The following is a 23,293-nucleotide window of genomic DNA, read 5'->3' as shown; positions in this document are numbered from 1 at the left end:
CGGTCTATCGACCGGTGGCCTGAGAGGGTGTCAGTCCACCGAGATTTGCTGCGCTGCTTCTACAAGCGTCGAAACTATACCATCCGAATCGACGTCGTGTATAGATTCACCGTGGTTGTATCCATACGGAACATTCAGGACACGGCATCCCGCCGCGCGGGCCGCCTGGGCATCGTTGCTGGAGTCGCCGATGGCCACCACCTGCGCCGGTTCCAGGGCGAAATCCTTGCAGACTTGCAGCAAGGGCATGGGATCGGGCTTCTTCCTGGGGAAGGAATCACCGCCATAGACGATCTCGAAGAAATCGCGCAGGCCCTTCTTCTGCAGCAGCGGCACGGCAAAGGCCAGCGGCTTGTTGGTCACGCAGGCCAGGCGCAGGCCCTTGCCACGCAGGGCTTGCAGGCCCTCGATCACGCCCGGGTAGAGCGAGGAATAGTCGCCGTTGATTGCCAGGTAATGCTCGGTATAGCTGTCCAGCGCTTGCTGGAAGTACTGCGCCGCTTCATCTTCGGCATAGTCCACGGCCAGCACGCGGCGGATCAGGTTCTCGGTCCCCTTGCCGACGAAGTTGACGATAGTTTCCTGGGACAGTGGCGTCAGTCCCAATTCTTCACGCATGCGATTGACCGCCACATGGAAGTCGGCCGCCGTATCCAGCATGGTGCCGTCGAGGTCGATGATGGCGGCCTTGATATTGGTCAGATTCTTCATATGCTCTGGAAACCTCGTGGTTGATGCGTCTGGCGAAGGGGTGGGATCAGACCTGGGCCAGCTCGGCGCGCATGGCGTCGATGACGGCCTTGTAGTCCGGCTTGCCGAAGATGGCTGAACCGGCCACGAAGGTATCGGCACCGGCGCGGGCGGCGGCGGCGATGTTCTCGATCTTGATGCCGCCATCGACTTCCAGCAGGATGTCGCGGCCGGATTCATCGATGCGGCGGCGCACTTCGGCGATCTTCTTCAGGGCTTCCGGAATGAAGGACTGGCCGCCGAAACCGGGGTTGACCGACATGATCAGCACCATGTCCAGCTTGTCCATCACGTGATCCAGGTAGTGCAGGGGCGTGCCGGGGTTGAACACCAGGCCGGCCTTGCAGCCGTTGTCGCGGATCAGTTGCAGGGAGCGGTCGATGTGCTCGGAGGCTTCCGGGTGGAAGGTGATCAGGTTGGCGCCGGCCTTGGCGAAGTCGGGGATGATGCGGTCCACGGGCTTGACCATCAGGTGCACGTCGATGGGCACCTGCACGTGCGGACGGATGGCTTCGCAGACCAGCGGGCCGATGGTCAGGTTGGGGACGTAGTGGTTGTCCATCACGTCGAAGTGGATGAAATCGGCGCCGGCGGCGACGACATTGCGCACTTCTTCACCCAGGCGGGCAAAATCGGCGGACAGGATGCTGGGGGCGATACGGTAGGTCGGCATGGCTGTAAAGAAAGGATGGCTGAATCGACAGTTGCCCGCCGGGCGCAGGCGCGGAGGCGGCAAAGCCGCTATTCTACCTTGCTGCGCCGCGCACCGGCCCGGCCGATGAGCTGGTCGGAGCCCTGAAAGGGCAGACGGAACGCATCGGCTTGCGCTGCTTGCGGAATTCGTGTGCAATCCGGGATGGTCGCGCGACGGCCCCTCTTCACAACACAGGAAACCCCATGGCAGCGTATGAGTTCACGGTGACGGTCAAGACCCAGTACCTGGAGGAACAATCCGATCCATCGCGTTCGCATTACGTGTTCGCCTATGCGATCAGCATCGTCAACAGCGGCACGGTGCCGGCCCAGCTGATCTCGCGTCATTGGGTCATCACCGACGCCAACAACCACGTGCAGGAAGTGCGCGGCCTGGGCGTGGTCGGGCACCAGCCATTCCTGCAGCCGGGCGAACAGTTCGAATACACCAGCGGCACTTCGCTCAATACTCCCCAGGGCAGCATGCATGGTGAATATTTCTGCGTGGCCGAGGATGGCGAGCAGTTTGATGTGCGCATTCCCGAGTTCGTACTTTCACTGCCGCGCACCTTGCACTGAATTTTTCTTCCTGAAACCGGGCGGCGGATTTTTCAGCGCGGGTCGCTGTCTGTCGTCTCTCGCGCTTGCTGCTGCTCTTTCTGCTTCGCGCTGACGGGCCGGCCATCGTGTTCCTTGCGGCCCGAGAACATGGTCCACCAGACGATGAAGACCAGCACGAAGAAGGCGGCGCAAGCTTCCAGGATCAACCACAACATGAATTTGTCTCCGATGTCATTGAATCGTTTTGCCAAGCTTTCGGCGCTGCGGCGTCTCAGTGTACCTGCAATGGCGGTCTCGGTCGCCGTCCTGCTGGCGGCCTGCCAGACCACGCCGCTGACTACGCCCGCTCCGAGCGAGTCGGCGCCCAAGCCGGTCGTCCAGCCGGGGCCGGCCATGCGCGCCACCACCTTTGCCCAGTTGCCCGGCTGGAACAACGACGACCTGCGCGAAGCCTGGCCGGCCGTGCAGTCTTCCTGCTCGGTCATGATCAGAAAGCCCGAGTGGCGCGCGGCCTGCAGTGCGGCCCAGCAGGTCAATGCCAATGACCTGGGCTTCCTGCGCCAGTACTTCGAGACCTATTTCACGCCCTGGCAGCTGTTCAATCCGGATGGCACCGATACCGGGCTGGTGACCGGCTACTACGAACCGCTGCTGCGCGGCGCGCGTCGCCGTGGCGGGCCTTACCAGACACCGCTGTACCAGGCGCCGGATGATCTGCTGACCATCGACCTGGCCAGCGTCTATCCGGAGCTGAAGAACCTGCGCCTGCGCGGCAAGGTGGTCGGACGCAAGGTGGTGCCGTATCCGACCCGCGCCGAGTTGATGCAGGGCAATAGCCTGGCCGGCAAGGAAATCGTCTGGGTGGATGATCCGGTGGAGGCGTTCTTCCTGCAGGTGCAGGGTTCGGGCCGCGTGTATCTGCCGGAGTCGCGCGAAACCATCCGCCTGGCTTATGCGGACCAGAACGGGCGTCCCTACAAATCCATCGGGCGCTACCTGGTGGACAAGGGCGAGATGGAGCTGTCCCAGGCCTCGGCCCAGAACATCAAGGCCTGGGTCCAGGCCAATCCGGCGCGCAAGGAAGAGTTGCTCAATGCCAATCCCAGCTATGTCTTCTTCAAGGAAGAAAAGCTGCCCGATCCTTCCAAGGGACCGAAGGGCGCCCAGGGCATCCCGCTGACCCCCCAGCGTTCCATCGCCATCGACCCGCAGCATGTGCCGCTGGGCGCACCTGTGTTCCTGTCGACCACTTTGCCCAACAGCGATCGTCCGCTGCAGCGGCTGGTGGTGGCGCAGGATACGGGTGGGGCCATTCGTGGCGTGGTGCGTGCCGACTATTTCTGGGGCTTTGGCGATGAGGCCGAGGATCGCGCCGGGGCCATGAAGCAGCGCGGCATGATGTGGGTGCTGTTGCCCAAGGGGATGACGCCTTCTGGTGGCAACTGACCCCTTGAAGTTGCCTTGATGCAATTGAAAAAGCCTGATCCTGCCGAGGGATCAGGCTCAGATTGATGACAAAGCCTTGGCGAGAGCCAAGGCTTTGTTGTTTAATCGGTCATGCTCAAAAAACCGACAGCCGCCCAGCACGAGTTAGAGATGGTGACCATCGAGATGCTCGTGCCCAAGGACCATCTGCTGCGCAAGATCGACGCGGCGGTGGATTTCGAGTTCATCCGCGAGAAGGTGGCGCATCTGTATTGCGCCGACAATGGCCGCCCGGCACTGGACCCGGTGGTACTCTTCAAGCTCTTGTTCATCGGCTACCTCTTCGGTATCCGCAGCGAGCGCCAGCTCATCCGCGAGGTCCAGGTCAACGTGGCCTATCGCTGGTTTGCCGGATTCCGTCTGACCGACAAGGTGCCGGACTCCTCCACCTTCTCCCAGAACCGGCGCCGCCGCTTCATTGATACCACCGTCTATCAAGAGATCTTCGACGAGATCGTGCGCCAGGCCATTGGACGCGGCATGGTCGATGGCCGCGTGCTCTACAGCGACAGCACCCACCTCAAGGCCAACGCCAACAAGAACAAGTTCGACTACGTTCAAGTTACCCAGACACCCTCGGCCTATCTGGCCGAACTGGATGCGGCTGTGGATATCGACCGTGCCGAGCATGGCAAGAAGCCGCTCAAGCGCGACGATGATGATGAGCCGCCCACCAAAGAGATCAAGGTTAGTCGCACCGATCCCGAGAGCGGCTACATGGTGCGCGACGACAAGCCCAAGGGCTTCTTCTACCTGGATCACCGCACCGTCGATGCCAAGCATTGCATCATTACCGATACCCATGTCACGCCCGCCTCAGTCCATGACAGTCAACCTTATCTGGCACGCCTGGATCGTCAGCGCCAGACGTTCGGATTTGATGTACAGGCCGTTGGCCTGGATGCTGGCTATTTCACACCGGCCGTCTGCCAGGGACTGGAGAATCGCGAGATCAGCGGCGTGATGGGCTACCGCACACCCAACCACAAGCCGGGGACATTCTTTAAAAGGGAGTATGAGTACGACGCCTACCGTGACGAATACATCTGCCCGCAGGGCCAGTCCTTGCACTACAGCACCACCAATCGGCAGGGGTATCGGGAATACAAATCCAAGCCTGAACAATGCCGGGGCTGCAAGGTACGCGAGCAATGCACCAATAGCGCCAATGCGGTCAAGGTGGTGACGCGCCATGTGTGGGAGCGTTCCAAGGAGAAGGTGGATGATCGGCGTCGTACCGAATGGGGCAAGCGCATCTATGCCAGACGCAAGGAAACGGTAGAACGCAGTTTCGCTGACGCCAAGCAATTGCACGGACATCGCTATGCCCGCATGCGCGGCTTGCGCAAGGTCGCCGAGCAGTGCTTGTTGGCGGCGGCGGCCCAGAACATGAAGAAGATTGCCCTGCTGGTGGCGCGCTTGCGCGCGCTTTTACCGGGCTTGAACGCCTATGCCAGCGTACAAAAGTGGCTACAGAGAAAAATGAGCGCATTGCTTGGCTTCTGCGCCATCGACCATCTGCAAATTACCTGCGCTGAAAAACAAAACCCCGTGTCCGAAAACACGGGGTTCGTCATCAACCTGAGCCTGATCCTGCCGAGGGATCAGGCTTTTTTACCGATGACGGCCGGGTTCAGCGCAGTACCAGCACCGGGATGGTGGAATGGGTCAGCACCTTCTGCGTCTTGCTGCCCAGGAAGATGCGCGAGAGCCCGCTGCGTCCGTGGGAAGCCATGAAGATGGCGTCGCAGCCGTGCAGTTGCGCCGCCTTGATGATTTCTTCATCAGGGTTGAAGGACATCACGATCTCGGTCTGGCAGGGAACGCCGGCCGCTGCCGCAGCGTCGGCGATCTTCTTGATGTGCTGGTTGGCCAGGGTCTTGACGTTTTCTTCATAGAGGGCAGGATCGATGGCCATCGAGCTTTCGGCCAAGGGCGAGAAAGGATACGGCTCGGCCACCGAGATGCCGATGATGCTTGCGCCGCAGTGTCTGGCGTAGTCCACCGCAGTGGCAATGGCCTTGTTCGAACGGTCGGAGCCGTCGGTGGGCACGAGTATGGTCTTGAACATGATGGCCTCCTTTTATCGGGATAAGAAAGGCGCCGCAGGGCGCTTGAGGGATGACTCCAATATAGACCCGAGGTGCCTTGCCCGCCTGAAATTCTGGGCAGTCATTGCGCCAGGTCGGACTGGCGCATTATTTTTCGCTTATTCTTGCGGTTCGCCGTGCCGGCTGCTGCCACGTCCGGCCGGATTGCCGATTCATTCATAAGAAGGAGACCTGCTATGAGCTACCAAAACATCCTGGTCGAGACCCACGACAAGGTTGGCCTGATCCGCCTGAACCGTCCCAAGGCGCTCAATGCCCTGAGCGACGACCTGATGAGCGAGCTGGGCACGGCCTTGCTGGCCTTCGACGCCGACGACGGGATCGGCTGCATCATCGTCACCGGCAGCGAGAAGGCATTTGCGGCGGGGGCGGACATCAGCGTGATGGCCGGGTTTGACTATATGGATGTCTTCAATGGCGAATTCATCACCCGCAACTGGGAGACCCTGCGCCGCATCCGCAAGCCGGTGATTGCGGCGGTGGCGGGTTACGCGCTGGGTGGCGGCTGTGAGCTGGCGATGATGTGCGACTTCATCATCGCGGCCGACAATGCGAAGTTCGGGCAACCGGAGATCAAGCTGGGCATCATCCCCGGGGCCGGTGGTACGCAGCGCCTGCCGCGGGCGGTCTCCAAGTCCAAGGCCATGGATCTGGCGCTGACGGCGCGCATGATGGATGCCGAGGAGGCCGAGCGGGCCGGACTGGTGTCGCGCATCGTGCCGGCGGACAAGCTGATGGAAGAAGCCATGGCGGCCGCCGTGACCATTACCGAGATGCCGCGCCAGGTGGCGATGATGGTGAAGGATTCGGTCAACCGGGCCTATGAGACTACGCTGTCCGAGGGGATGAAGTATGAACGCGCGCTCTTCTATAGCTGCTTTGCTACTGAAGACCAGAAGGAGGGCATGAAGGCCTTTCTGGAAAAGCGGCCGGCGGTGTTCAAGAACGCTTGATCACTTCTCTTTTCATGCCGTAGAAAGGGGCGCCCGTCAGGGCGGCCCTTTTTTCTGAATGATTTACGATTTCTTCATATCGGCCGCAAAGCCACGCCAGTAGCGGATGTAGTTGCCCCCGCAATTCAGGACACTCAGACATCGTTAAGTTACTGATGCTGCAGCCCGTCTGAACTCGCGAGGCGAGCGGTATTTCAGGGCCTTGTGCGGATGGCGCTCATTGTATTGCTCGAAGGCAGAGGCCAGATGCGTGAGCGCCGTAGGCACATCGGGCTTGTCCATGAAGGCGATGTAATCATGCTTCATCGTTTTTACGAACCGCTCCGCCATGCCGTTACTCTGTGGCGAGCGCACGGGCGTGGTCAAGGGCTCCAATCCCAGCTCGCGAGCGAAGCTGCGTGTGCGATGGTCGATGTAGGCCGAGCCGTTGTCGCTGAGCCATTCAATCACCTGTGGAGTCTGCGTGCTTCCAAACCTCTGCTCCACGGCGGCCAGCATCACGTCGCGCACGACATCCCCGCTATGCCCACCGGTAGTGGCCGCCCAGCTGATGGCTTCACGGTCACAACAATCCAGTGCAAACGTCACTCTCAATGCAGCCCCGTCATCACAACGGAATTCGAAGCCGTCCGAACACCAGCGCGCATTACTTTGCTTGACCGCTACGCGACCATCGTGGCGTCGATTGTCGCGTCTCACACCAGGTCGGCGCAGCAGCAACGCGTGCTCTCGCATGACGCGATAGACCCGCTTATGGTTCACGCACGCTTGCCCCAGAGATTCCCGGCTACGTCGCAGCAAAGCCCAGATGCGGCGATAGCCATAGCTCGGCAAGCTCGCGACATACAGCTCAATCTCTTCGAGCAAGCCGCTGTCGCCGACTTTGCGAGCACTACGGCCATCTCGCCATTCCGGGCTCCGGGCTCGTTTTACTGCCACTGCAGAGCGCGCCACACCGAGAACGTCACAGACCACTTTCATTGGTCGTCCTCCGGCAGCAAGGGCGAGCGCGCAATCAGGTTTTTTGACCGGCCCCATTCGACGGCCTCGCGCAGAATCTCGTTCTCCATGGTCTTCTTGCCCAACAGCCGCTGCAGTTCTTTGATTTCCTTGATGGCCGCGGCCAGCTCCGAGGCCGGGACTACCGTCTCGCCAGCCTTGACGGCGGTCAGACTGCCTTCCTGGTACTGCTTGCGCCAACCAAACACCTGGTTCGCGTTCACCCCGTGTCGCCTGGCAACGGCTGATACGGAAGCTCCAGGAGCCAAGGTCTCCTGGACGATGGCTATTTTTTCTTGGGGCGTGCGTCTTCTGCGACGCTCCGGCTCGGTCAGAATCTCGATGTGCTCCACGGTTTGCCTAGTCGTAAAACTGGTCATAAGACTATCCTCTATTTTAAGAGAGTCTTCGTGTCCTGAGATTCAAGGGGCTATTCCAGCGGATTTGAGGCTGATTCAGAAAAGCCTTGAAGCGTCCCGGCTAAATTATTTTCGATTTTTCTTCAAAAAGTGCTTGCGCGGTATGAAGAGCGTTGCTATAGTTCGCCCCCTGCTGACGCGACACACGAAGCGAAGTTGAAAAACAGAGCGACAAAGGTCGGCGAAGCAAAGAGGTGTGAAGCAGGTTGTAAGGCGTTTTAAATGGAAGTAGTCGAAGCGGAAGTTGAGCGAGACGAAAAAATTTAAAGCGAATCGCAAAAAAGTAGTTGACGCGATAAGCAAACTGCTACATAATCTCATTTCTCTGCTGCTGACGAACAAAACGATTCGCAGCGATGCAAACAGCGCCAAGCGCGTTTGCGGCAGACAGATCTTTAAAAATTAACAGCCGATAAGCGTGGGCGTTTAATGAAGTGCGACAGAGCCTTGGTTCTGGAAACTTTAAATATTAAATGCTCACAAGAAATATAGGTAAGTTCGCAAGAAATTACCTGTCAGTATTTTGAGAGAGCGATGCCCTTCGGGGTAGCCAGAAATGGCACAAAACAGAGATTAAACTAAAGAGTTTGATCCTGGCTCAGATTGAACGCTGGCGGCATGCCTTACACATGCAAGTCGAACGGCAGCATAGGAGCTTGCTCCTGATGGCGAGTGGCGAACGGGTGAGTAATATATCGGAACGTGCCCTAGAGTGGGGGATAACTAGTCGAAAGATTAGCTAATACCGCATACGATCTACGGATGAAAGTGGGGGATCGCAAGACCTCATGCTCCTGGAGCGGCCGATATCTGATTAGCTAGTTGGTGGGGTAAAAGCCTACCAAGGCGACGATCAGTAGCTGGTCTGAGAGGACGACCAGCCACACTGGGACTGAGACACGGCCCAGACTCCTACGGGAGGCAGCAGTGGGGAATTTTGGACAATGGGGGCAACCCTGATCCAGCAATGCCGCGTGAGTGAAGAAGGCCTTCGGGTTGTAAAGCTCTTTTGTCAGGGAAGAAACGGTTTTGGCTAATATCCAGAACTAATGACGGTACCTGAAGAATAAGCACCGGCTAACTACGTGCCAGCAGCCGCGGTAATACGTAGGGTGCAAGCGTTAATCGGAATTACTGGGCGTAAAGCGTGCGCAGGCGGTTGTGTAAGACAGATGTGAAATCCCCGGGCTCAACCTGGGAATTGCATTTGTGACTGCACGGCTAGAGTGTGTCAGAGGGGGGTAGAATTCCACGTGTAGCAGTGAAATGCGTAGATATGTGGAGGAATACCGATGGCGAAGGCAGCCCCCTGGGATAACACTGACGCTCATGCACGAAAGCGTGGGGAGCAAACAGGATTAGATACCCTGGTAGTCCACGCCCTAAACGATGTCTACTAGTTGTCGGGTCTTAATTGACTTGGTAACGCAGCTAACGCGTGAAGTAGACCGCCTGGGGAGTACGGTCGCAAGATTAAAACTCAAAGGAATTGACGGGGACCCGCACAAGCGGTGGATGATGTGGATTAATTCGATGCAACGCGAAAAACCTTACCTACCCTTGACATGGATGGAATCCCGAAGAGATTTGGGAGTGCTCGAAAGAGAACCATCACACAGGTGCTGCATGGCTGTCGTCAGCTCGTGTCGTGAGATGTTGGGTTAAGTCCCGCAACGAGCGCAACCCTTGTCATTAGTTGCTACGAAAGGGCACTCTAATGAGACTGCCGGTGACAAACCGGAGGAAGGTGGGGATGACGTCAAGTCCTCATGGCCCTTATGGGTAGGGCTTCACACGTCATACAATGGTACATACAGAGGGCCGCCAACCCGCGAGGGGGAGCTAATCCCAGAAAGTGTATCGTAGTCCGGATTGGAGTCTGCAACTCGACTCCATGAAGTTGGAATCGCTAGTAATCGCGGATCAGCATGTCGCGGTGAATACGTTCCCGGGTCTTGTACACACCGCCCGTCACACCATGGGAGCGGGTTTTACCAGAAGTGGGTAGCCTAACCGCAAGGAGGGCGCTCACCACGGTAGGATTCGTGACTGGGGTGAAGTCGTAACAAGGTAGCCGTATCGGAAGGTGCGGCTGGATCACCTCCTTTCTAGAGTGCGCACGAAGTTAAGCGTCCACACTTATCGGCTGTAAATTAAGAACAGTTATTTGGTGAAGCGCGGTCTGTGACACAAGGTCATCGACTGGCTACTGATACTGATCCAAGCGGGTCTGTAGCTCAGCTGGTTAGAGCACCGTGTTGATAACGCGGGGGTCGTTGGTTCGAGCCCAACCAGACCCACCAAGGTTTCGGGGGTTTAGCTCAGCTGGGAGAGCACCTGCTTTGCAAGCAGGGGGTCGTCGGTTCGATCCCGTCAACCTCCACCAAGAAATGTCAAACCTAAGTCAGCGTGTATGACGTAGCGATTTAGGTTTGATCTTTTACGATCAATGGCTGTTTTTGTTCTTTAACAATCTGGAAGAAGTAAAGATTCATTTAAACGATCGCCAGGACTACGGTTCTTGCGAAAGTAAAAATGGGTGTGATTGTATCAATCAAAGTATTACGAAGTGATCTTAGCAATTAGAAGACTTACTTTGGAATACGGCAAACGCTAAAACTCAACGCTTCATATAACGCTCTTGTAAAAGAGGCTAACGTTATAGGAACAAGCGAATAAGTGCACATGGTGGATGCCTTGGCGATTACAGGCGATGAAGGACGTAGTAGCTTGCGATAAGCTGCGGGGAGCTGGCAAACAAGCTTTGATCCGCAGATTTCCGAATGGGGAAACCCGGCCGTAAGGTCATCGTTATCTGAATACATAGGGTAACGAAGCGAACGTGGCGAACTGAAACATCTAAGTAGCTACAGGAAAAGAAATCAACCGAGATTCCCAAAGTAGTGGCGAGCGAAATGGGATCAGCCTGCAAGATTTAGCATCAACGATAGCAAAACGGAATGGAAAGTCCGGCCATAGTGGGTGATAGCCCCGTATGCGAAATCGATGGTGTGGAACTAGGCTTGCGACAAGTAGGGCGGGACACGTGAAATCCTGTCTGAATATGGGGGGACCATCCTCCAAGGCTAAATACTCGTAATCGACCGATAGTGAACCAGTACCGTGAGGGAAAGGCGAAAAGAACCCCGGAAGGGGAGTGAAATAGATCCTGAAACCGTGTGCATACAAACAGTAGGAGCCTCGTAAGGGGTGACTGCGTACCTTTTGTATAATGGGTCAGCGACTTACATTCAGTGGCAAGCTTAACCGAATAGGGAAGGCGCAGAGAAATCGAGTCCGAATAGGGCGTTCAGTCGCTGGGTGTAGACCCGAAACCAGATGATCTATCCATGGCCAGGTTGAAGGTGCGGTAACACGCACTGGAGGACCGAACCCACTAATGTTGAAAAATTAGGGGATGAGCTGTGGATAGGGGTGAAAGGCTAAACAAATCTGGAAATAGCTGGTTCTCTCCGAAAACTATTTAGGTAGTGCCTCAAGTATCACCATCGGGGGTAGAGCACTGTTATGGCTAGGGGGTCATCGCGACTTACCAAACCATTGCAAACTCCGAATACCGATGAGTGCGAGCTTGGGAGACAGACGCCGGGTGCTAACGTCCGACGTCAAGAGGGAAACAACCCAGACCGCCAGCTAAGGTCCCAAAGATTGGCTAAGTGGAAAACGAAGTGGGAAGGCTAAAACAGTCAGGAGGTTGGCTTAGAAGCAGCCATCCTTTAAAGAAAGCGTAATAGCTCACTGATCGAGTCGTCCTGCGCGGAAGATGTAACGGGGCTAAGCCAGTCACCGAAGCTGCGGATATCCGTAAGGATATGGTAGGAGAGCGTTCTGTAAGCCTGTGAAGGTGTCTTGTAAAGGATGCTGGAGGTATCAGAAGTGCGAATGCTGACATGAGTAGCGATAATGCGGGTGAAAAGCCCGCACGCCGTAAGCCCAAGGTTTCCTGTTCAACGTTCATCGGAGCAGGGTGAGTCGGCCCCTAAGGCGAGGCAGAGATGCGTAGCTGATGGGAAGCAGGTTAATATTCCTGCACCGTCGTTAGATGCGATGGGGGGACGGATCGCGGAAGGTTGTCCGGGTGTTGGATGTCCCGGTTTTTGTATCGAAGAAGGCTGTTAGGCAAATCCGGCAGCGTAATTCAAGGGTATGAGACGAGCGAACTTGTTCGCGAAGCAATCGGAAGTGGTTCCAAGAAAAGCCTCTAAGCTTCAGTCTAACGAGACCGTACCGCAAACCGACACAGGTGGGCGAGATGAGTATTCTAAGGCGCTTGAGAGAACTCGGGAGAAGGAACTCGGCAAATTGGTACCGTAACTTCGGGATAAGGTACGCCCAAGTAGTTTGACTGGCCTGCGCCAGAAGGACAAAAGGGTTGCAATAAAATGGTGGCTGCGACTGTTTAATAAAAACACAGCACTCTGCAAACACGAAAGTGGACGTATAGGGTGTGACGCCTGCCCGGTGCTGGAAGATTAAATGATGGGGTGCAAGCTCTTGATTGAAGTCCCAGTAAACGGCGGCCGTAACTATAACGGTCCTAAGGTAGCGAAATTCCTTGTCGGGTAAGTTCCGACCTGCACGAATGGCGTAACGATGGCCACACTGTCTCCTCCCGAGACTCAGCGAAGTTGAAATGTTTGTGATGATGCAATCTACCCGCGGCTAGACGGAAAGACCCCATGAACCTTTACTGTAGCTTTGCATTGGACTTTGAACCAATCTGTGTAGGATAGGTGGGAGGCTTTGAAGCAGGAACGCTAGTTTCTGTGGAGCCGACCTTGAAATACCACCCTGGTTTGTTTGAGGTTCTAACCTTGGTCCGTTATCCGGATCGGGGACAGTGCATGGTAGGCAGTTTGACTGGGGCGGTCTCCTCCCAAAGTGTAACGGAGGAGTTCGAAGGTACGCTAGGTACGGTCGGACATCGTGCTAATAGTGCAATGGCATAAGCGTGCTTAACTGCGAGACTGACAAGTCGAGCAGGTACGAAAGTAGGACATAGTGATCCGGTGGTTCTGTATGGAAGGGCCATCGCTCAACGGATAAAAGGTACTCTGGGGATAACAGGCTGATTCCTCCCAAGAGTTCATATCGACGGGGGAGTTTGGCACCTCGATGTCGGCTCATCACATCCTGGGGCTGTAGCCGGTCCCAAGGGTATGGCTGTTCGCCATTTAAAGTGGTACGTGAGCTGGGTTTAAAACGTCGTGAGACAGTTTGGTCCCTATCTGCCGTGGGCGTTGGAAGTTTGAAGGGGGCTGCTCCTAGTACGAGAGGACCGGAGTGGACGAACCTCTGGTGTATCGGTTGTCACGCCAGTGGCATTGCCGAGTAGCTAAGTTCGGAAGAGATAACCGCTGAAAGCATCTAAGCGGGAAACTCGCCTTGAGATGAGACTTCCCGGGAACTAGATTCCCCTAAAGGGTCGTTCGAGACCAGGACGTTGATAGGTCAGGTGTGGAAGCGCAGTAATGCGTTAAGCTAACTGATACTAATTGCCCGTGCGGCTTGTTCCTATAACATTAGCTCTGTTATAGACAGGTTGAGCATATATTGTGTTTGCCCTAGTGCATCACACCCAAGAATCTACTAAATACTTCTTCCAGTTTGGGTCAGTTGCTGCTCCATCGAGAGCAACTGACTTTACAAGTTATGCCTGATGACTATAGCAAGTTGGTACCACCCCTTCCCATCCCGAACAGGACCGTGAAACGACTTCGCGCCGATGATAGTGCTGCAACCAGTGTGAAAGTAGGTCATCGTCAGGCTTGTTACCCCCAAAAACCCTCGTTACGCAAGTAGCGAGGGTTTTTGCTTTGGGCGAACGGTTTGTGCGCATGCTGACCCGTGCAGAATCCAGGGCTGGTCACTGATCCGGGAGTTCGCTGCTGAGTTGAGGATGCCAGCATCAAGGTTTAGGGTGATGGCGAACCTGACTCCCGCCATCCGCCAGGATCGGCGCTCGTCAAACCGCGCATTCCTTCAACATTTCCACAGGCCGCGCGCCGCGAGGGCCGCCAACAGGCTGCAAGAGGCCGTTTCCTTCATATCGCCCCGAAACCGCCTATATAGCGGCACGAGCGACGCGGCTGAATTCTCCACAGTGCACACGGAGTGCTAGCGCTGAATAATGGCCCGAGCCCGCGATTCAAAGGCCACCGCCGAAGACAATCAATTGGATTTATACACAGCCTGTGACCTGCGTCGGTAATTTGTAGCCAATCAGGCAGTGAGTCGGTTGTCGATCATATTCGATTCCAACCAGGCTCGACGGACCGTAGCTGGAGGTTGGTAGTTATGTGCGCTATGCGGTCTGCGCTCGTTGTAGAACTGACGCCATCTTTCAATCAGCACTTTCGCTTCTGCCCGGCTGCGGAACCACTCCCGGTTAAGCAGTTCGTCACGCAGCTTGCCATTGAAGCTTTCCACGAATCCGTTCTGCCATGGACTGCCTGGCGCAATGAAGGCCGGACCAACTGAGGCGTCCCGCAGCCATCGCATGACCTTGGCCGCTGTGAACTCGGCTCCATTGTCCGACCGAACGTAGGCCGGCTTTCCATGTAACCGCATCAAGCGCGAGAGCGTCAGGATAACGTCCTGGGAGCGCAAACTGGCAGCAACTTCGATGGCCAGGCATTCCCGGGTGTATTCATCGATCACGCACAGCATCTTCAACGAGCGTCCATCCACCATCTGGTCATGAACAAAGTCGTAGCTCCAGACCGAATTGGGCTTGGTTGCTCCAGGTAGCCGAATATCATTGCCGCATCGACGCCTGCGAGGCCGCTTTCGTGGAAGGCCCAGTTTTAGCTCGCTCCAGAGCCGTCGCACTCGGGACTCGCCCAAGGCCAGCCAGGCAGACATACGTCGGTAGCCGAAGCGAGGGACCTCTTGCGATGCCGCGATGAGCTGCTGCGTCAGGCTCCGATCCTTTTCGGGTTGTAGCAACTGATAACCTGCTACCCGCCGGCTCAGTTCCAGATAACGACATGCCTTGCGTTGCGACAGCCCCCGACGAGTAAGGACTTCCAGCGCTTCGCGCCGGCCCGCGGAGGTCATCATTTTTCTCGGCTTAACTCCTTCAAGCCATCAATCACCAGCAGTTGTTCCGCCACCATGCGTTTGAGCTTGTCGTTCTCCGATTCAAGCTCTCTGAGCCGCCGGGCGTCCGAGACATCCATACCGCCAAACTTGTTTCTCCAGCGGTAAAAGGTCTGCTCAGTAATGTTGTGGCGCTTGCACAGATCTACCGTCGCAATCTCCTTGCTCTCCGCCTCCCGCAAGATGCTGATGATCTGTTCGTCCGTAAATCTCTTCTTCATTGAGTTCTCCTTGGCGTTAGCATAAAGAACTCACTTACCCGGTGGCTACAAAATTCGTCTCAGGTCACCTGTTCAGCTGCCCGATGCAGCTGTTAATTTATGCACAGGTGAAAATCCAACCGACAATCTTCCGCAACCCAACTCCGATCAAGCCGTGAATGCGATGGACGATAAAAAAGCCGGCATAGCCGGCTTCTTCATCTGTACCACCTGGAACGTAAACTTAGAACTTATAAGCCACACGCGCCACAGCAAAGTTCACGCCGCCGTTAGGTTGCTTAATACCACCGTTGGAGAAGTGCTGCAGGCGGATGCCCAGGTCCAGGCCGTTGCTGAACACGTAACCGGCGCCGATATGGTCGCCAAACTGGAATGCGGTCGACAGCACTTTGTCATTGTTGCGGTAGAGCTTCGAGAACAGGTGCACGCCGATACCAGCTTCGCCGTAGAAACCCTTGCCATCGTCACGCTGGAAACGCAGCACCGGCGTCAAGCCCAGGTCGATCAGGTTGGCGCTGTCATTGGTCTTGTTGTAGTGGTTCATGCGCCAGTCGGCCAGCGACAGATCCCAGTAGCCGCCGATGTGGGTGCCGTTGGACTGCCAGAAATTCCAGTTCGGCCCCCAGTTGAACTGCGCGCCGATACGGGCCAGTTGGGTGTTGTTGCCGGTACCGTATTCCAGCGACATGCCGTCGATGGCATAGCTGGGCGATTGGATGGCGATGGCGGCGACGCCAGCGAAAACGATCTTGGCAACCAGGCTCTTCATTTTAGTCATGGGGTTTCTTTCAGCGCGTAAATTGTTTAGAAGGATTTTTGCGTGTATTCGGCGCGACGCCAAGGCATCCGCGGGACGCGATATTCTCTCATAATCATCACAAATGCATACTCGCGTGGACGATTGTGCCGCGTCCTTGCCACAACCGGTCTACAGACTCACGGGCGGTAGCTGTACTCAAGTCTTCCCGGCACCTCCACACGGATCGCCAACACATGGCCGGACAGCGGGTACTGCGCCAGCTCGGCATCGCTGCGCCCATTGCGCCCGGTCGTGATGAAGAGCGTGCGCAGATCCTCTCCACCGAACGCCACCATGGTCGGACACCGCGCCGGCAACCGGATCTCCCGCAGGATCTCGCCCTGCGGCGACAGGCGCAACACCCGTCCGCCCTCGAACATCGCGCACCAATAAGCGCCTTCGCTATCGACCGCAGCACCGTCCGGCCGCCCACCATAATCCGCTGCGCTCTTGTCGCTGTCGAACTGGCGCAGCAGGCGGCAGTTGCTGGTCTGTCCGGTGGCCAGGTCATAGTCATACACATGGATACGGTGTGCCGGCGTATTGGCGTGATACATCAAGCACTGATCCGGGCTGAAGGCCACGCCGTTGGAGGTCACCACTGCATGATGCGCATCGCGCAGCGCATTACGCTCGAAGCAATACAAGGTCCCGCCATCCCGATCGCGCGGCTCGTAGATCGTGCCGCACCAGAAGCGTCCGGAAGCATCGCAGCGGCCATCGTTGAAACGGATGTGTGCCGTATCGTAGGGCGCCGCCAGCAACATCGACAGCGCAGCATTGCCGGTATTGAGATGGAACATGCCCGTGCGCAACGCGACCACCAGCCCGCCTTGCGCATGCTTGACGATGCTGCCCGGTTCTTCCGGCATGTCCCATTGCTGGTGCTGCTGCGTTGCCAGTACCAGCTTGTGGACCGCCTTGCCGGGAATGTCGATCCAGTACAGCGCCCCTTCTTCGGCATGCCACAAGGGCGATTCGCCCAGCAGCATTGGCGCGGAAGTGACGGCAGTGAGAGTGTCGGCAGAAAATGCGGAAGATGCCTGGGACATGGACTTGCCTGTAAGCACGAATGAGGAAGCGATCATTATGCCGCGATGCGCTCGATTGAGAAACCTGATCAACACCAGCGCAAAGGACAAGGCCCGCAAGAAAAAACGGCATGCCCAAAGCATGCCGTCCTGAGGACCGAACTAAACCTGTTGCCGATCTTCGTCTTTCAGTTGGACCATCCCCCATCGATCATGTGGATAGAACCGGTGGTGAAGTTGGACTCGTCGGACGCCAGATACAGCGCCAGCGCCGCCACTTCCTCGGCCTTGCCGATACGTCCCATGGGCTGGCGTGCGACGAAGGCCGCGCGCACTTCCTCTTCGCTCTTGCCGGTCTCCTTGGCCTGGGTGCTGATGCGCTGGTTCAGCGAAGGCGATTCGATGGTGCCCGGGCAGATCGCATTGCAGCGGATACCTTGCGCCACGAAGTCGGCCGCCACCGATTTGGTCAGACCCACCACCGCCGCCTTGGAAGCGCCATAGGCGAAACGATTGGCCACGCCCTTTACGCTCGAGGCCGCCGAAGCGATGTTGACGATGGAACCGGCCTTCTTGGCCAGCATGCCCGGCAGCACTGCGCGGATGGTGTGGAACATGGCCTTGGCATTGAGATTGAAGGAAAAGTCCCAGGCCTTGTCATCGCATTCCAGGATGTTGCCGGCGGCCACATAGCCGGCGCAGTTGAAGAGCACATCGATGCTGCCCACCTTGGCCACCAGTGCCTTGATGGCGGCGTCATCGGTGACGTCCAGCAGATCGGTTTCCACGCCGGCGATGCCGGCCAGTTCATCCAGGTGCGGCTTGCTGATGTCGGTGGCGATCACGCGCGCGCCTTCGCGCGCAAACAGTTCGGTGGCGGCGCGGCCAATGCCCTGGGCCGCAGCGGTGATGAGGACGGTCTTGCCGGCGAGGCGGCCAGTGGATGCGGACATGCTTGTTCCTTTGCGATTAAACGAGTTTACGGTTGGCGAGGTTCTTGTACAGCGCAGTGAGGCCGAAGGTCCAAGGTGCAGTCTGGTCGCTGAAGTTGACGGTGTTCACCAGCGCGCCCAGTTTGGGAGTGGAGATGGTGACGATATCGGCGACCTGATGGGTGAAACCCTGGCCCGGACCGAAGCGGTCCTGGGTCGGTGCGAACATGGTGCCCAGGAACAGCACCAAGCCATCCGGATACTGGTGATTGGGACCGATCGCATGTTCCACCAGTTGCAGCGGATCGCGGCTGATCATGGACATCGAGCTGCTGCCCTTGAGCGTGAAACCTTCCGTGCCATCGACCCGCATTGTAAGTTCGGCGCGACGCACGTCGTCAATTGAAAAGTTTGCGTCGAACAGACGAATGAAAGGTCCGACCGCGCAGGACGCATTGTTGTCCTTGGCCTTGCCCAGCAGGAGGGCGCTGCGGCCCTCGAAGTCGCGCAGGTTGACGTCGTTACCCAGCGTGGCGCCGACCACCTTGCCGCGGCTGTTGATGGCCAGCACGATTTCCGGTTCGGGATTGTTCCAGGCCGACTTGGGATGAATGCCGACCTCATCGCCCAGACCCACCGAGGACATCGGCTGGGCCTTGGTGAAGATCTCCGCATCCGGACCGATGCCCACTTCCAGGTATTGCGACCATACCCCTTGTTCCAGCAGCACTTCCTTCAGGCGCGCCGCTTCGGCCGAGCCTGGCACCACGCTGGAGAGGTTGTCGCCGATCACGGCCGTGATGGCCTTGCGTACCGATTCGGCCTTGCCGGCATCGCCACGCGCCTGTTCCTCGATCACGCGCTCCAGCATGCTGGCCACGAAGGTCACGCCGCTGGCCTTGACTGCCTGCAGGTCGATGGGCGCCAGCAGCCAGGGTCGCGAGGTATCGCGACGGGCGGCGTCGGCGTTGTCCAGCAGCTCTTGCAGCGTGGCAATGCGACTCATGTTGGTGGCAGCGCGTACGGCCGCAGCCGGGTCATCGAGCTCCAGCAGTTCGCTGGAGGTGGCCGCGATGAGGGTCAGATCATAGGCGCCCTCGGCATCGATCCTGACCAGCACCGGGCCCACGCCCGGTTGCCAAATGCGGCCGACCAGCGTGGCCTGCGCGTGGTCTTCAGGCAGATGCGCCTGAAGCGAAAAAGTATGTGCCATGTTCGTGATTCCTTATGTTGGAGGCGGGCCCGGACTACACGGGAAGCGGGCATCGCCACGATGGTTCGTTCTGCAGGGGGAAGCGAAAACAACACTAGCCCAGCCGTAGCCGGGCGCTGATGATCTGCATCAGGATCAGGTATAGACACCGATGTGCCAGGGCACGAATTCGTTTTGCCCATAGCCATGCAATTCGCTCTTTGTCTTCTTGCCGGAAGCGGTATCGAGGATCATCTGGAAGAAGCGTTCGCCGATCTCTTGAGGTGTCACATTCCCATCGGCAATCTCGCCGCAGTTGATGTCCATGTCTTCTTCCTGCCGCTGCCACAGTGCGGTGTTGGTCGCCAGCTTGAGCGAAGGCGCCGGTGCGCAGCCATAGGCCGAGCCACGCCCGGTGGTGAAGCAGATCACGTTGGCGCCGCCCGCGACCTGTCCGGTGGCCGAGATCGGGTCATAGCCCGGGGTATCCATGAAGACGAAGCCGCGTGCGGTCACGGTCTCGGCATATTTGTACACGTCCACCAGATTGGTGGTGCCGCCCTTGGCCACCGCACCCAGCGACTTTTCCAGGATGGTGGTCAGGCCGCCTGCCTTGTTGCCGGCCGAGGGATTGTTGTTCATCTCGGCATCGTTCTTGGCGCAATACTCCTCCCACCAGGCGATGCGGGCCAGCAGCTTCTCACCGACTTCCGGCGAGACGGCGCGGCGGGTCAGCAAGTGTTCGGCACCATAGATTTCCGGTGTCTCCGAGAGGATGGCCGTGCCGCCATGCCGCACCAGCAAGTCCACCGCCGCGCCCAGCGCCGGGTTGGCGGTGATGCCCGAGTAACCATCGGAACCGCCGCATTGCAGACCCAGCGTGAGGTGTCTGGCCGATACCGGTTCGCGCCGGATATCGTTGGCCTTGGGCAGCATCTTCTTGATTTTTTCAATTCCCAGCGCCACCGTTTTGGCAGTGCCGCCGGTGCCCTGGATGGTGAAGGTGTGGAAGTACTCGCCTTCCTTCAGGTTCTGGCTTTCCATGAGACCCGAGATCTGGTTGGTCTCGCAGCCCAGGCCCACCACCAGCACGGCAGCGAAGTTGGGATGGGTGGCATAACCGGCCAGCGTGCGGCGCAGGATCTGCAGCGGCTCGCCCTGTGAATCCGTCGCGCAGCCCTCGCCGTGGGTGAGCGCCACTACGCCGTCGATGTTGGGATAGTCCGCCAGCACTTCCGGATGGATATCGCGGCGGAAGTAATCGGCAATGGCGCGCGCAGCGGTGGCCGAGCAATTCACCGAGGTCAGTACGCCGATATAGTTGCGCGTGGCCACGCGGCCATCGGGGCGCACGATGCCCATGAAGGTGGCCGGTTCGGCGACGAAATCGACCGGCTTCACATCCGCGCCGAAATGGTGTTCGCGCGAGAACTCGGCCATGGCCAGGTTGTGGGTGTGCACGTGTTGGCCGGGCGCAATGTCCTGGCTGGCCATGCCGATGATCTGGCCATAGCGCTTGACCGGTTCGCCAGCGGCAATGGCGCGGGTGGCCAGCTTGTGACCGGCGGGGATGAGGCCCTGGACCTTGAGGCCGCCTTCGTCCTGCAGCACGGTGCCGGAGATGAGCTGCTGGCGGGCGATGACGACATCATCGACCGGGTTCAGGCGAATGACTGGAGAGATGGCTTTCATGTTGATCTCATTGAGAGCGTTGTTGCTGCAGGCTGGCCGCAAACGCGGCGGGCACATGTCGCAGGCGTGGAGTCCTGCGACATGCCGGAAAAATTACTTGGGTGCGAACTGCGCCAGATCAGGCATGGGGCTGCCCACCCATTGCTGGTAGATGCCGGGCAGCTTGCCATTCTTGAGGTTGGCGGTGATCCATTCGTTGAGCCACTTCTCCAGTGCCGGTTCGCCCTTGCGCAGGCCGATGGCATACGGAATGTCCTTGATGGCGAACTTGGTCTCCAGGTTCTTGGACGGGTTCTGCTTGGCAATGGCCGAGGCCAGCGAATTGGGCGTACACAGTGCATCGACCTGGCCCGAGATGATGGCGGCCGTCACGGTCGCATCGTCATCGAAGCGCACGATGTTGGTACCCTTGGGCGCAATCGGAGTCAGCAGCGTATCCTGCATGTTGCCCCGGACCACGGCCACGCGCTTGCCGTGCAGATCGTTGAGGCTCTTGATGTTCTCGCTCCTGGGCGCAGCCACCACGAACTGCGAGGCACCGTAGGGTTGCGTGAAGGCGACCACCTTCTGGCGTTCCGGCGTGATCGAGAAGGACGAGATCACCATGTCGGCCTTGCCGGTCATCAGGAAGGGAATACGATTGGGACCGGTCACCTGCACGATCTCCAGCTCCACCCCCATGTCCTTGGCCAGCAGGCGTGCCGTCTCCACATCCGAGCCCTGCGGTTCCAGCCTGGCGTTGGTCATGCCGAAGGGAGGGGCGCCGAGGTCGATGGCGATGAGCACCTTCTTGCGCGCCTTGATGTCGGCCAGGGCATCGGCTTGTGCGGCCTGTGCAAAACAAGCCAGGCCGAGCACGACGGCGGCGGCTTTTCTGGTAAAGCTGAGCAGATTCTTCATGAGGGTCTCCTGTGTAGTTGTAGGGTGCTGCTGAAAATCAAATCCATACAAGCGCAATTCAGAGGTCGCTGGCAACGAACTTCTGCAATTCGGCGGTCTTCGGGCTGCTGAAGAGTTCGTCCGGTGGTCCCATCTCCCACACCTGGCCCTGATGCATGAACACCAGCACGTCGGCCAGCTTGCGGGCAAAGGCCATCTCGTGCGTCACCAGTACCATGGTCATGCCGCCGCGCGCCAGGTCTTCCATCACCTTCAGTACCTCGGCCGTCAGTTCCGGGTCCAGCGCCGAGGTCACTTCATCGAACAGCATCAGCGCCGGTGCCATCGCCAGCGAGCGGGCAATCGCCACCCGCTGCGCCTGACCACCGGAGAGTTGCTCGGGATAGGCTTCCTTCTTGTTTTCCAGGCCGACCAGTTGCAGCACCTTGTGGGCGATCTGCTTCGCTTCCTCGTTCGACATCTTCTTGATGGTGGTCAGCGCCAGCGTGATGTTGCGCTCCACTGTCAGGTGCGGGAACAGGTTGTAGCTCTGGAAGACGATGCCGACCTGCTTGCGCAATTCGCGCAGATTGAGCTTGTCCGGATGATGAATATCATGTCCGCATACATGGATGTCGCCGCCATCGACTTTCTCCAGACCGTTCAGGCAGCGCAGCAGCGTGCTCTTGCCCGAGCCGCTCTTGCCGATGATGGCGACCATCTGGCCCTTCTGTACCTCCAGCGACACGCCATTCAAGACCTTGTTGCTGCCGAAGCTCTTGTGCAGATCCTTGATCTTAACGATGGCTGACATTGAGTTTCCTTTCAAAGTGCTTGGACAGCGCCGACAGCGGGAAGCACAGGCAAAAATAGATGAGCGCCACGCAGCCGAACACGGTGAACGGCTGGAAGGTCGAGTTGTTGATGATCTGGCCGGCACGCGAGAGATCGACGAAGCCGATCACCGAAGCCAGCGAGGTGTTCTTGACGATCTGCACCATGAAGCCCACCGTGGGTGGCGTGGCGATCTTGGCGGCCTGCGGCAGGATCACCTTGGTGAGCTGTTCGAAGCGGTTGAAGCCCAGGCATTCCGAGGCTTCCCATTGGGTCTTGGGCACCGCCTGGATGCAGCCGCGCCAGATCTCGCCGAGGAAGGCGGCGCAGTAGATCGCAAAGGAAATCCCGGCCGCCACCAGCGGGGTGAGCTTGAAGCCGGCGATGGCCAGTCCGAAGTAAGCTACGAACAGGATCACCAGCAGCGGAATGCCTTGCACCACCTGGATGTAGGTGCTGGCGATGCCGCGCAGCAGGGCATTCGGAGAGACCCGCCACAAGGCGATCACGAAACCGGCCACACCGCCGAAGACGAAGGCCACCAGCGACAGCACCACGGTCCAGACCGCCGCTTGCAACAGGTATTCCACGTGCAGAAAACTGAATGCGTTCATCGCACC

The 23,293-nt window shown here is 58.1% G+C and carries 17 protein-coding genes, 2 tRNA genes, 3 rRNA genes and 1 pseudogene; 9 read left to right on the top strand and 14 right to left on the bottom strand.

Going from position 1 to position 23,293, the window contains the following annotated elements; all coding sequences use genetic code 11:
* Window positions 1–30: 30 nt before the first annotated feature.
* Window positions 31–711, bottom strand: a complete 681-nt coding sequence (locus tag AACH55_RS20165; protein WP_338716406.1) for a phosphoglycolate phosphatase — start codon at window positions 709–711, stop codon at window positions 31–33.
* Window positions 712–757: 46 nt separating this feature from the next.
* A complete protein-coding gene (gene rpe / locus AACH55_RS20160) occupies window positions 758–1,423 on the bottom strand; it encodes a ribulose-phosphate 3-epimerase (RefSeq protein ID WP_013235823.1) in 666 nt (221 codons plus the stop codon).
* A gap of 224 nt (window positions 1,424–1,647) precedes the next feature.
* Here rpe and apaG point away from each other — a divergent pair, with 224 nt between their 5' ends.
* Window positions 1,648–2,022, top strand: a complete 375-nt coding sequence (apaG, locus tag AACH55_RS20155) for a Co2+/Mg2+ efflux protein ApaG (RefSeq protein WP_338716405.1) — start codon at window positions 1,648–1,650, stop codon at window positions 2,020–2,022.
* A 32-nt stretch (window positions 2,023–2,054) separates the two neighbouring features.
* On the opposite strand, the gene AACH55_RS20150 is transcribed toward apaG, so the two are convergent.
* Complete coding sequence (locus tag AACH55_RS20150) at window positions 2,055–2,219, bottom strand: hypothetical protein (protein ID WP_338716404.1); 165 nt, start codon at window positions 2,217–2,219, stop codon at window positions 2,055–2,057.
* On the opposite strand from AACH55_RS20150, the gene AACH55_RS20145 reads away from it, so the two are divergent.
* Together AACH55_RS20145 and AACH55_RS20140 are read left to right on the top strand one after the other, a co-directional pair.
* Window positions 2,218–3,450, top strand: coding sequence for a murein transglycosylase A (locus AACH55_RS20145; RefSeq protein ID WP_338716403.1), 1,233 nt, complete (start codon window positions 2,218–2,220; stop codon window positions 3,448–3,450). The genes AACH55_RS20150 and AACH55_RS20145 overlap by 2 nt on opposite strands.
* A 111-nt stretch (window positions 3,451–3,561) precedes the next feature.
* A pseudogene (locus AACH55_RS20140) lies at window positions 3,562–4,905 on the top strand (IS1182 family transposase); the annotation flags it as partial.
* 217 nt (window positions 4,906–5,122) lie between these two features.
* Here AACH55_RS20140 and AACH55_RS20135 read toward each other — a convergent pair.
* The gene (locus AACH55_RS20135; protein ID WP_338716402.1) at window positions 5,123–5,560 is read right to left on the bottom strand and encodes a universal stress protein; all 438 of its coding nucleotides are present in this window, start codon (window positions 5,558–5,560) and stop codon (window positions 5,123–5,125) included.
* A gap of 216 nt (window positions 5,561–5,776) precedes the next feature.
* On the opposite strand from AACH55_RS20135, the gene AACH55_RS20130 reads away from it, so the two are divergent.
* Complete coding sequence (locus AACH55_RS20130) at window positions 5,777–6,553, top strand: enoyl-CoA hydratase (protein WP_338716401.1); 777 nt, start codon at window positions 5,777–5,779, stop codon at window positions 6,551–6,553.
* 144 nt (window positions 6,554–6,697) lie between these two features.
* Here AACH55_RS20130 and AACH55_RS20125 read toward each other — a convergent pair.
* Window positions 6,698–7,932 (bottom strand): IS3 family transposase gene (locus AACH55_RS20125; RefSeq protein ID WP_338715475.1). Its coding sequence is split into 2 segments (ribosomal slippage): window positions 6,698–7,572 and window positions 7,572–7,932, totalling 1,236 coding nucleotides; the frame shifts between segments, so codons are not numbered across the junction.
* Window positions 7,933–8,546: 614 nt separating this feature from the next.
* On the opposite strand from AACH55_RS20125, the gene AACH55_RS20120 reads away from it, so the two are divergent.
* From AACH55_RS20120 to rrf, 5 genes are all read left to right on the top strand, one after another.
* Window positions 8,547–10,079: ribosomal RNA gene (locus AACH55_RS20120) — 16S ribosomal RNA — on the top strand.
* Between the two features lie 118 nt (window positions 10,080–10,197).
* Window positions 10,198–10,274, top strand: a tRNA-Ile gene (locus AACH55_RS20115).
* A 7-nt stretch (window positions 10,275–10,281) separates the two neighbouring features.
* Window positions 10,282–10,357, top strand: a tRNA-Ala gene (locus AACH55_RS20110).
* 279 nt (window positions 10,358–10,636) lie between these two features.
* A 23S ribosomal RNA gene (locus AACH55_RS20105) occupies window positions 10,637–13,508 on the top strand.
* 139 nt (window positions 13,509–13,647) lie between these two features.
* Window positions 13,648–13,760: ribosomal RNA gene (rrf, locus tag AACH55_RS20100) — 5S ribosomal RNA — on the top strand.
* Together the 16S, 23S and 5S rRNA genes with 2 tRNA genes alongside form the textbook arrangement of a ribosomal RNA operon.
* Window positions 13,761–14,214: 454 nt before the next feature.
* On the opposite strand, the gene AACH55_RS20095 is transcribed toward rrf, so the two are convergent.
* The 9 genes from AACH55_RS20095 to AACH55_RS20055 form a co-directional block, all read right to left on the bottom strand.
* A protein-coding gene (locus AACH55_RS20095; protein ID WP_338716400.1) for an IS3 family transposase occupies window positions 14,215–15,314 on the bottom strand; the annotation gives its coding sequence in 2 pieces (ribosomal slippage) (window positions 14,215–15,059 and window positions 15,059–15,314; 1,101 coding nt in all).
* A 223-nt stretch (window positions 15,315–15,537) separates the two neighbouring features.
* A complete protein-coding gene (locus AACH55_RS20090) occupies window positions 15,538–16,092 on the bottom strand; it encodes an acyloxyacyl hydrolase (protein WP_338716399.1) in 555 nt (184 codons plus the stop codon).
* Between the two features lie 158 nt (window positions 16,093–16,250).
* Window positions 16,251–17,165 (bottom strand): SMP-30/gluconolactonase/LRE family protein, encoded by a 915-nt coding sequence (locus AACH55_RS20085; protein WP_338716398.1) that lies wholly within the window; start codon window positions 17,163–17,165, stop codon window positions 16,251–16,253.
* 167 nt (window positions 17,166–17,332) lie between these two features.
* Window positions 17,333–18,097, bottom strand: a complete 765-nt coding sequence (locus tag AACH55_RS20080) for an SDR family oxidoreductase (protein ID WP_338716397.1) — start codon at window positions 18,095–18,097, stop codon at window positions 17,333–17,335.
* A gap of 16 nt (window positions 18,098–18,113) precedes the next feature.
* Window positions 18,114–19,289 (bottom strand): fumarylacetoacetate hydrolase family protein, encoded by a 1,176-nt coding sequence (locus tag AACH55_RS20075; protein WP_338716396.1) that lies wholly within the window; start codon window positions 19,287–19,289, stop codon window positions 18,114–18,116.
* A gap of 135 nt (window positions 19,290–19,424) precedes the next feature.
* Window positions 19,425–20,960: an altronate dehydratase family protein gene (locus tag AACH55_RS20070; RefSeq protein WP_338716395.1), complete on the bottom strand. Its 1,536-nt coding sequence runs from the start codon at window positions 20,958–20,960 to the stop codon at window positions 19,425–19,427.
* 93 nt (window positions 20,961–21,053) lie between these two features.
* Window positions 21,054–21,860 (bottom strand): transporter substrate-binding domain-containing protein, encoded by an 807-nt coding sequence (locus tag AACH55_RS20065; RefSeq protein ID WP_338716394.1) that lies wholly within the window; start codon window positions 21,858–21,860, stop codon window positions 21,054–21,056.
* A gap of 58 nt (window positions 21,861–21,918) precedes the next feature.
* Window positions 21,919–22,653, bottom strand: a complete 735-nt coding sequence (locus AACH55_RS20060; protein WP_338716393.1) for an amino acid ABC transporter ATP-binding protein — start codon at window positions 22,651–22,653, stop codon at window positions 21,919–21,921.
* The gene (locus AACH55_RS20055; protein WP_338716392.1) at window positions 22,637–23,287 is read right to left on the bottom strand and encodes an amino acid ABC transporter permease; all 651 of its coding nucleotides are present in this window, start codon (window positions 23,285–23,287) and stop codon (window positions 22,637–22,639) included. The genes AACH55_RS20060 and AACH55_RS20055 overlap by 17 nt, the downstream gene beginning before the upstream one ends.
* Window positions 23,288–23,293 lie beyond the last annotated feature (6 nt).

Origin of the sequence: Herbaspirillum sp. DW155 (assembly GCF_037076565.1) — a bacterium.
In the GTDB taxonomy this organism is placed as follows: domain Bacteria; phylum Pseudomonadota; class Gammaproteobacteria; order Burkholderiales; family Burkholderiaceae_D; genus Herbaspirillum.
Note: the sequence above shows the minus strand (reverse complement) of the source record. Positions and strands in the feature narration are given on the sequence as shown.